Origin of the sequence: Pseudotamlana haliotis (genome assembly GCF_008806375.1) — a bacterium.
Taxonomy (GTDB): Bacteria; Bacteroidota; Bacteroidia; order Flavobacteriales; family Flavobacteriaceae; genus Pseudotamlana; species Pseudotamlana haliotis.
The window spans coordinates 38,010-46,994 of the sequence record NZ_WAAT01000030.1 but is presented as its reverse complement, the minus strand read 5'-3'; the positions used below and the strand labels follow the sequence as shown (position 1 = coordinate 46,994).

Below are 8,985 nucleotides of genomic sequence, written 5' to 3'. Positions count from 1 at the left end.
AATTCGAATTTATAACTGTCCTATTTTTGGGGAAGCCTACAGTTTATCCGTATCCCAAAATGCATATATTCGTTTTTGAATCATGGACTTATGGTGTTAAGACGTTGAAGTTATAAAAATTTTTCTAATTGAATACTTGGAGTGATTAGTAATTTTTCTGCATGGAAATTGTTGCAACATAAAGAGGCATACTAAGGGTTGTGCAGCTGATTGAAATCGTTTCAGAAAAAAACTAAAAAGACTATAAAAACTTCGATTACTTCCCCTTCAAAGTGAATCAAAATAAGTGTAGAAATAATATTAGTTAGTATCTTCTTGCATTTCTTTTTCCAAATGATCTAAATAAAGAATACCGTTAAGGTGATCAATTTCGTGCTGAAAAATTACAGCTGTAAAAGCTTCAATTGTTTCTGTTTTATGCTCGTTTTCCATAGTGTCGTATTCTATTTCGATGGAATTTGATCTGCAATTTAATACATCACTTCGGTTAGGAATGGATAGACATCCTTCTTTTACTGTTTGTGTTTCTTTTGAATATTTTGTGATTTTAGGATTTAAGTACACTTCAAAAGGGATATTTTCTTTATCAAAACGTTGTACCCAAATAATATTTTTCAATATACCCACTTGTGGTGCAGCTATGCCCACACCTAAGGACATGCTATCACGTACTGTGGCATAAAGTCTATTGACAAAATGCTTGATTGTAGGATCATTTGGATTAACATATATCGTTTTACTTTTTGTACGTAGTATTAATGAATCCTTCGGGTTTGTTATTTTATAAACACGCATCGGCGTCAAACTATCAGCACTCATGATACGCTTAGTTTCTTTTGCAGAAAAGGATGAGGTTGAATTGCAGCTCGCTGTGAATAGCGCAATAAGTACTAAATGTAGTAGATATTTCATAATAGTAGAACTTTACGAGCTAATAAAAAATAATAAGGCTTACTAATAATTTATAAGTCCTACCACTCATTAATGCGGTTGGAGTCTAGTTTTACAAAAATGAAAATGAGTATTGTAAATGATAAAAGACCTGAGCCTCCAAAGCTAAACATAGGAAGCGGGATACCAATAGTAGGGATAAGCCCCATAACCATACCAATGTTTATTAAGAAGTGTATAAACACGATAGCAGCGACACTGTAACCGTAGATTCTACTAAATTGTGACTTTTGTAATTCGGCTAAATGAAGTATGCGTAATAGTAGCAAAACAAAAGTAATAACAACCATACTACTACCTAAGAAGCCCCATTCTTCACCAACAGTACTAAAGATATAATCGGTGTGCTGCTCAGGAACAAATTTACCAGTTGTTCTGGTACCTTGCATAAAACCTTTCCCCCAAAGTCCTCCAGCTCCAATTGCTTTTTCTGATTCGTTAAGGTTATAAGCAAAGGTTTTTTTCATCCTATGCAGTTTAATAGGGTCTTTTTCAAGATTTAACCATAAACTTATTCTATCCTTTTGATGAGGTTGTAATACATTATTATAGAATAATTTGATGCTAAAAGATACCGCAATGGCAGCCACCAAAATCAATAGAAGATAGTGAATACGAAGTTTCTTTTTGTTAAAAACATGTACTAATACGGCCACAATTACAGCAATAACCGATGTCACTATAGGTCCGAACTTTAAGGATATAATAGCTATTGAAATTAGGGATACCAATATATTTAAATAGTATTTAGGTAAACCTTCACGGTATAAAACAAAAAAGAAAGAGCCATAAACAATGGTACTACCGGTATCGTTTTGGAGTAGTACCAATACGGCAGGTGTGAAAATAATAGCACAAACTTTTAATTGATCTTTAAAGGTATGTAGGTTTGTATTTAAATCACTTACAAATTTGGCTACAGCGAGTGCCGTTGCTGCTTTAGCAAATTCACTGGGTTGAATGGTAAAGCTTCCAAAGCCGTACCACGATGTGGCTCCATTTACATTTTTACCAAATATAAAGAGCCCAACGAGTGAGAGCATGGATATGACGTAAATGATACTTGCGAAGCGCTCGTAAAATTTGGCGTCTATAGCGAGAATGATTACGATTAATACGACACTTATTGCAATAAAGATGATTTGTTTACCAAATGGTTGCGAAATGTCAAAATAGTCTACAACTGTACCAGTGTGAGAGGCTGATAATATATTCACCCAACCAAATCCAACTAAACAAAAGAAAAGTAGAATTGTAATCCAATCGAATTTAAAGTATCTATTTGTCTCTCTGACCATGTATTATTTGTCTTGTTTATTAATTTTATCAAGAAGCTCTCTAAGTTCTGTATACTCTTCGTCGTCTACCACTTGAAATGCCGAACGCCCATTGATACCAAAAGGTTTTCCTGAATAAGGTTTCGCATATTCATTCTCTAAACTATGCTTCAGAATCCAAGTTTCTAGATCGGTTCTAGTAATGCTATCCCTTAAGTGTTTTTCAATCATTAAACTGGCAATTTTTCCAGCATAGCGACTTCCCCAATAACCATTTTCAACAAAAACAGAAATGGCTATTTTAGGATTATCTTTAGGAGCAAAGGCTAAAAAGATAGAGTGATCTGTTAATTGCATTTTTACACTGTCCAGTTTGATAAAGTTTTCTACCGTTCCTGTCTTTCCGCAAATATCTATGCCTTTAACTTGCAATGCAGCTGCTGTCCCCCTTTTATATACTTGATACATACCTTCAATTACAGGGTCGAAGTGCTGTTTATCTATAGACGTTTGTTTTGGTTTTGTAAACTGTTCTGGTAAGGTTTCGCCTTCTATATTTTTAATTATGTGAGGCGTATAAAAATACCCGCGGTTGGCTATAGCTGCCGCCATATTAGCTAACTGAATAGGTGTCGTTGCAACCTCACCTTGACCAATCGCATTAGAAACGGTATAGGATGAATAGAACGTTTTTGGGTAGACATATTTGTAGTAATCGCGATCAGGGATTCTACCTTTTTGGCCTACATATAAATCATTGTTTAGAAATTCACCCAAACCAAAACTTTTGGCATGGTCACTCCAAACGTCAATACCTTTTGAAGCACTGCCTGTTTTGTCTAAAATTTTCCTGTAAATGGTTGCGAAGTAGGCATTACATGAATGTTGTATCCCCGAAATCATATTGTTTCTTGTACCAGAATGGCAGTGACACTTCATAAAACTTCCTCCGTAGTGGTAGCCGCTATAACAAGTTACCGTTTCTTTAGGAGACATCACGCCTTCTTGCAAAGAAATTAAAGCGTTCATGAGTTTGAATGGAGAACCTGGTGAATATACACCTTGTAAACTTCTATTAAAAAGCGGTTTTGCTATAGAGTCGTTATAGAGTTTAGTGAAATTTTTTGAACGGTCTCTTCCTACTAGAATATTAGGGTCGTAGGTAGGGGCTGCTACCATGGCTAAAATTTCTCCTGTAGCCGGTTCGATAGCAATAACACCACCACGTTTATTACGCATTAAAAGTTCGCCGTAGGCTTGAAGTTTGGCATCAATAGTAATGGTAATGTCTTTACCTGGTTCAGGAATAGTATCAAAATCACCATTTTTATACGGACCAATATTTCTGTTAAAGCGGTCTTTTTGAATGAATTTGATACCTTTTACACCACGTAGGGTATGTTCATAAGATGCTTCAATGCCTTGTTTTCCAATTAAATCTCCCATTCGGTAATAGGGATCCTTCTCAATAATTCTATTGTTAACTTCCCCAAGATCACCTAAAACATTTGCGCCAATGCTAGCTTCATAATGTCTAAGTGAACGCTTTTGAATATAAAAGCCGTGAAATTTTCGCATTTTCTCTTGTAATATGGCATAATCTTCTTTGGATAAATGCGATACAAAAACTGAAGGTAATCTAGGCGAATAATGTCTAGCTTTATTATAGCGTTTTAAAAATTGGTCTTTATTAATCTTTAAAAGGTTACAAAATTCTAGAGTATCTAAGGGTTCAACTTCTCTAGGAATAACCATGATATCATAAGAAGGTTGGTTTGAAACCAAGAGTTTTCCATTTCTGTCAAAAACAAAGCCTCGCTTAGGGTAATCGTAAACTTTTCTAATGGCATTATCTTCAAATAGACTATGCGACTCTGAGGTATAAACCTGAAGGTAAAACAGCCTTGAAATGAATATTAGACCAACAACAATGATCGATATAAAAAGTAAAACTTGTCTCATTTTATTTTTTTACTAAATATGATAGTTAGTATGATACTCAAAATAATTGTGAATATACTAGAATATAACGTTTTTTCTAGTATTAAAATTATTCTTGAAAAGCTAAATATCTCTAAAGTAAATAAGACAAAATGGTGTGTCACAGTCAGTAAGGTGAAATAGGTGAGTTTAGAACCGAATTCTACCGTGTTAAATTTTATAATTTGATGCTCAAACATGGCCCCAAAGGCAAATTTGAGAAATATAGGCCTGGCATAGGCTATAAGCACGGATGCCCCGGCATGAGCACCTCCTGTATCTTGAAAGAAATCAATGGCTAAACCAAGAAAAAAACTTAATAAGATTAATGCGATGCGATTATTTTTAATAGGGTATAACGCTATAAATAAAATGTATATATAAGGGTTTATATAACCTAAAAAATTTATATGATTCAAAATCAACCCTTGTAAAAGGATTAATACAATAAAACGGACGGTATGTATGGAGAGTATGCTATTCATCGCTAGTACCGTTAGTTAGGTTATTAATTTCTTTAGAATGTAAATTTTCAATAATATATACATGCTCTAAATTTGTCATATCATTGAATAACTTAATATTGACTTCAAAATAATTTTCAGATTGATCTAATTCAAAGTCATTTACAACTCCAATAGGTACGCCTTTTGGAAAAATTGAAGAGCGTCCAGAAGTTATAATAGTATCACCTGGTTGTACAGGAGCAATTTTAGGAATATCGATAAGTTTAATGTATTCTGGAGAGCCGCCTTTCCAAATCAAGGTTCCAAAATGATTGGTCTTTTTTAACTGGGCACTAATTCTGGTTGATGTATTTAATATGGAAAGTACTCTAGAGTAGTGTTTTCCAGATTTATCAATAATACCAACAAGGCCGTTGGATGAAATAACTCCTAAATCTTGTTTTATACCGTCTACAGCTCCTTTGTTTAAGGTTAAAATGTTATTCGTTAAGGAATAACTGTTTTTTATAATATTGGCATTGTATATGCGGTAGTTGTCAGCATATGAAGCCGTGTCAATATAAGTAGAGTCTGAAAAAACTACAGGGTTTAACAATTTCAAGCGAAGCTTTCGATTTTCTTCGGCAAGCATGTCGTTTTGAGTATTTAAATCGACATATTTGTGAATATGGTGGAAAGATTCGTATAATCCACCAGTGACTATGTTTGCCGAATTAATAAACTTACTCGTATGATAAGAGTGAGATAAAATCGTTAATGCAAGCGAAATACAAAACAGCAATAAAAGCAATAAAAAGTTTTTAAACCGAATTATAAAATTAATGATTTGCTGCATGGTGTTTTATGGAGATTCTTATTTTATCAATACACTTTTGAACTTAGGTAAATTTTTAAGTGTGATACCAGTCCCTCTGACCACAGCACGCAAAGGATCTTCAGCAATATAAACAGGTAAATCTGTTTTTTGAGATAAACGTTTGTCTAAACCACGAAGCATTGAACCACCACCAGCTAAGTAAATACCCGTATTGTAAATATCGGCAGCTAGTTCTGGAGGGGTCTGAGATAAGGTTTCCATAACCGCATCTTCAATTCTAAGAATAGATTTATCTAATGCTTTAGCGATTTCACGGTATGAAATCTGTACTTGTTTAGGTTTACCTGTAAGTAAGTCACGTCCTTGAACGCTCATATCTTCTGGAGGCAACTCTAAATCTTCAGTAGCCGCACCAATTTGAATTTTTATTTTTTCAGCAGTACGTTCACCAACATATAAGTTGTGTTGTGTACGCATGTAATAAACAATATCACTAGTAAATACATCACCTGCAATTTTAACCGATTTATCACAAACAATACCACCTAATGCAATAACCGCAATTTCTGTAGTACCACCGCCTATATCTACCACCATATTTCCTTTAGGCTGCATGATATCTACACCAATACCAATAGCCGCAGCCATAGGTTCGTGAATCAAATAAACTTCTTTACCATTAACACGTTCGGCACTTTCTTTTACGGCACGCATTTCAACCTCAGTAATTCCTGAAGGAATACAAATAACTAAGCGTAAAGCAGGCGTGAAAAACTTCTTTTTTAGAGCAGGAATGTTTTTAATAAACATACTCATCATTTGCTCTGAAGCATCAAAATCGGCAATAACACCATCCTTCAAAGGGCGTATAGTTTTAATGTTTTCATGGGTTTTACCCTGCATTAAACTAGCCTCTTGACCAACGGCAATTATTTTTCCTGATACCCTATCGCGAGCTACAATAGAAGGCGCATCAACAACTACTTTGTCGTTATGAATAATAAGAGTATTGGCGGTACCTAAATCTATCGCAATTTCCTCAGTAAGGAAGTCAAAAAAGCTCATGTGCAATTAAAAGTTTAAAAGTGATTTAAATAATCGAATTCCGTAAATGTAATAAAAGTATATAAATATACGTGATTTACGCAGTTCATTTTATGATTAAAATATCGGTTCTGAAACTTATACGCGATTCTTCGGTTTTTAGACGGTTAGAAACACAATAAAAACCGATGAGACGTATTTTGTGAATTTTAGTGTTTGAAATGACGTGTTCCTGTCATCACCATAGCCACATCATTATCGTTACAATAATCGATGCTTAATTGGTCTTTAATAGACCCTCCAGGTTGAATAACAGAAGTGATTCCAGCATTTTTAGCAATTTCTACACAGTCAGGGAATGGGAAGAACGCATCACTTGCCATGGCAGCTCCGTTTAAATCGAAGTTAAAAGATTCTGCTTTATGAATGGCTTGTTGCAAGGCATCTACACGACTTGTTTGTCCTGTTCCACTCGCACATAATTGATTGTCTTTAACTAATACAATGGTATTAGATTTCGTGTGCTTACATATTTTTGAAGCAAATAATAAATCTGCTATTTGAGCGTCTGTAGGCGCTAATTTAGTCACGTTTGTCAAACCTTCAGCAGTATCAGTGATGTTGTTTCTGTCTTGAACTAAAACACCGTTTAAACAACTTCTTACGTTTGTTTTTGGTAATTCAATATCGTGAATCACTAATAAGATTCTGTTTTTCTTTCCTTGCAGTAATTCTTGCGCTTCCGCAGAAAAAGAAGGAGCGATAACCACTTCGCAGAATAATTTGTGAATTTCTTCAGCTGTAGCTAAATCAATTTCTTTATTACTAATTAAAACACCACCAAAAGCAGAAACTGGATCTCCAGCTAAAGCATCAACATAAGCTTGGTGTAAGGTGTCACGTTGTGCTAATCCACAAGCGTTGTTATGTTTTAAAATGGCAAAGGTTGGTGCGTCATTTTTGAATTCATTCATTAAATTAACCGCTGCATCAACATCTAATAAATTGTTGTAGCTTAATTCTTTTCCGTGAAGTTTTGTGAATAATTCATCAAAATTTCCGAAGAAAAATCCTTTTTGGTGCGGGTTTTCACCGTAACGTAAGGTTTTACCGTTTTGGTCACTGATTTTTAAAACAGTTTCTTCATTGTTTTGGTTGAAATAATTGAAAATAGCCGTGTCATAATGCGACGATACGTTGAATGCTTTTCCAGCAAAACGTTTTCTGTCTTCTTCAGAAATGCTTCCGTTATTTGCAGAAATAAGTTTTAAAAATTCAGCATAATCGTTTACTGAAGAGACACAAATCACATCGGCATAGTTTTTAGCAGCCGCACGAATTAAAGAAATACCTCCAATATCAATTTTTTCAATAATATCTTGGTTACTAGCACCAGAAGCTACCGTTTTTTCAAAAGGATATAAATCAACGATTACCACATCAATTTGCGGAATCTCATATTCAGCTAATTCAGCAACATCACCATCATGGTTTTGTCTGTTTAAAATACCTCCAAAAACTTTTGGGTGTAACGTTTTTACACGTCCGCCAAGAATTGAAGGGTATGAAGTAACATCTTCAACAGGAACAACGTTGATACCTAAATCGTTAATAAATTTTTCTGTACCTCCAGTAGAGTAAATGGTAACTCCTTGCTTATCAAGTTCTTTAACTATTGGCTCTAAACCATCTTTACTAAATACTGAAATTAGGGCAGATTTAATTGTTTTCTCGTTGCTCATTTCTATTGTGTTATGTTTTTAATTATTTGTTTTAAAAATAATTTGATGTTGTTTATCAGTATGTTACACTGAGTGTTAAAAATAAGTGCAAAAATACTTATTTCTTCTAAAAAACAAGCTTTGATTTCTTAAAAAAGGCGGTTTCGATTGTAAGAAAATCGAGAAATGGTTAGAGTAATAACAAATATGAGTTAAGTTAAGATTAAAGTATTAACTTTTAAGGAAGAATACTTGCTACTTTTTTGCAAACAAATTCTAAAAATGGTTCGTCTTCTTTTGTAAAAGGGTCAGGGGTATTAGAGTCAATATCAATTTGACCTATATTCTTTCCGTTTTTGAATATAGGTACTACAATTTCAGCTTTTACCGTGATGCTACAAGCAATGTAATTGTCTTGTGCTTTAACATCAGGCACTACAAAATTTGAGTTGCTCACGGCTACTTGTCCGCAAATCCCTTTTCCGAAGGGAATTACCGTATGGTCTGTAGCTTCGCCAACATAGGGGCCTAAGTGAAGTACTTCTTTTTTTGCATCACTAAAATAGAAACCTACCCAGTTATAGTATTCTATTTCTTTTTCAAGCAATTCACAGACACTGTAAAGGCGTTCGTCAACTGTTTTTATGTTGTTAGAAACAATGGCTTCTATTTGAGGTTTTAATTGTTCAAAAATCATAATTTCAAAAGGTTTTGGTAAAAGTATTTAA

At 34.2% G+C, this 8,985-nt stretch carries 7 protein-coding genes; all 7 read right to left on the bottom strand.

Going from position 1 to position 8,985, the window contains the following annotated elements; translation table 11 throughout:
• Positions 1 to 300 precede the first annotated feature (300 nt).
• The 7 genes from def to F6U93_RS05665 all read right to left on the bottom strand — a co-directional run bounded on the left by def (position 301) and on the right by F6U93_RS05665 (position 8,954).
• Positions 301 to 912, bottom strand: a complete 612-nt coding sequence (gene def, locus F6U93_RS05700) for a peptide deformylase (protein ID WP_150937726.1) — start codon at positions 910 to 912, stop codon at positions 301 to 303.
• A 59-nt stretch (positions 913 to 971) separates the two neighbouring features.
• Positions 972 to 2,249 (bottom strand): rod shape-determining protein RodA, encoded by a 1,278-nt coding sequence (gene rodA, locus F6U93_RS05695; protein WP_150937724.1) that lies wholly within the window; start codon positions 2,247 to 2,249, stop codon positions 972 to 974.
• A gap of 3 nt (positions 2,250 to 2,252) precedes the next feature.
• The gene (gene mrdA, locus F6U93_RS05690; RefSeq protein WP_150937722.1) at positions 2,253 to 4,190 is read right to left on the bottom strand and encodes a penicillin-binding protein 2; all 1,938 of its coding nucleotides are present in this window, start codon (positions 4,188 to 4,190) and stop codon (positions 2,253 to 2,255) included.
• Between the two features lie 495 nt (positions 4,191 to 4,685).
• Positions 4,686 to 5,510, bottom strand: coding sequence for a rod shape-determining protein MreC (gene mreC / locus F6U93_RS05680; protein ID WP_150937718.1), 825 nt, complete (start codon positions 5,508 to 5,510; stop codon positions 4,686 to 4,688).
• Between the two features lie 18 nt (positions 5,511 to 5,528).
• On the bottom strand, positions 5,529 to 6,557 hold the full coding sequence (locus tag F6U93_RS05675) for a rod shape-determining protein (RefSeq protein ID WP_150937716.1): 1,029 nt from the start codon (positions 6,555 to 6,557) through the stop codon (positions 5,529 to 5,531).
• 188 nt (positions 6,558 to 6,745) lie between these two features.
• Positions 6,746 to 8,278 carry a bifunctional phosphoribosylaminoimidazolecarboxamide formyltransferase/IMP cyclohydrolase gene (purH, locus tag F6U93_RS05670; RefSeq protein ID WP_150937714.1) on the bottom strand — a complete coding sequence of 511 codons (1,533 nt, stop codon included), beginning with the start codon at positions 8,276 to 8,278 and terminating at the stop codon, positions 6,746 to 6,748.
• A 217-nt stretch (positions 8,279 to 8,495) separates the two neighbouring features.
• On the bottom strand, positions 8,496 to 8,954 hold the full coding sequence (locus F6U93_RS05665) for a GAF domain-containing protein (RefSeq protein ID WP_150937712.1): 459 nt from the start codon (positions 8,952 to 8,954) through the stop codon (positions 8,496 to 8,498).
• Positions 8,955 to 8,985: the final 31 nt, after the last annotated feature.

Coding starts and splice junctions, on each gene's coding strand:
- def (WP_150937726.1), bottom strand. CDS start 912: ATGAAATATCTACTACATTTAGTACTTATTGCGCTATTCACAGCGAGC.
- rodA (WP_150937724.1), bottom strand. CDS start 2,249: ATGGTCAGAGAGACAAATAGATACTTTAAATTCGATTGGATTACAATT.
- mrdA (WP_150937722.1), bottom strand. CDS start 4,190: ATGAGACAAGTTTTACTTTTTATATCGATCATTGTTGTTGGTCTAATA.
- mreC (WP_150937718.1), bottom strand. CDS start 5,510: ATGCAGCAAATCATTAATTTTATAATTCGGTTTAAAAACTTTTTATTG.
- F6U93_RS05675 (WP_150937716.1), bottom strand. CDS start 6,557: ATGAGCTTTTTTGACTTCCTTACTGAGGAAATTGCGATAGATTTAGGT.
- purH (WP_150937714.1), bottom strand. CDS start 8,278: ATGAGCAACGAGAAAACAATTAAATCTGCCCTAATTTCAGTATTTAGT.
- F6U93_RS05665 (WP_150937712.1), bottom strand. CDS start 8,954: ATGATTTTTGAACAATTAAAACCTCAAATAGAAGCCATTGTTTCTAAC.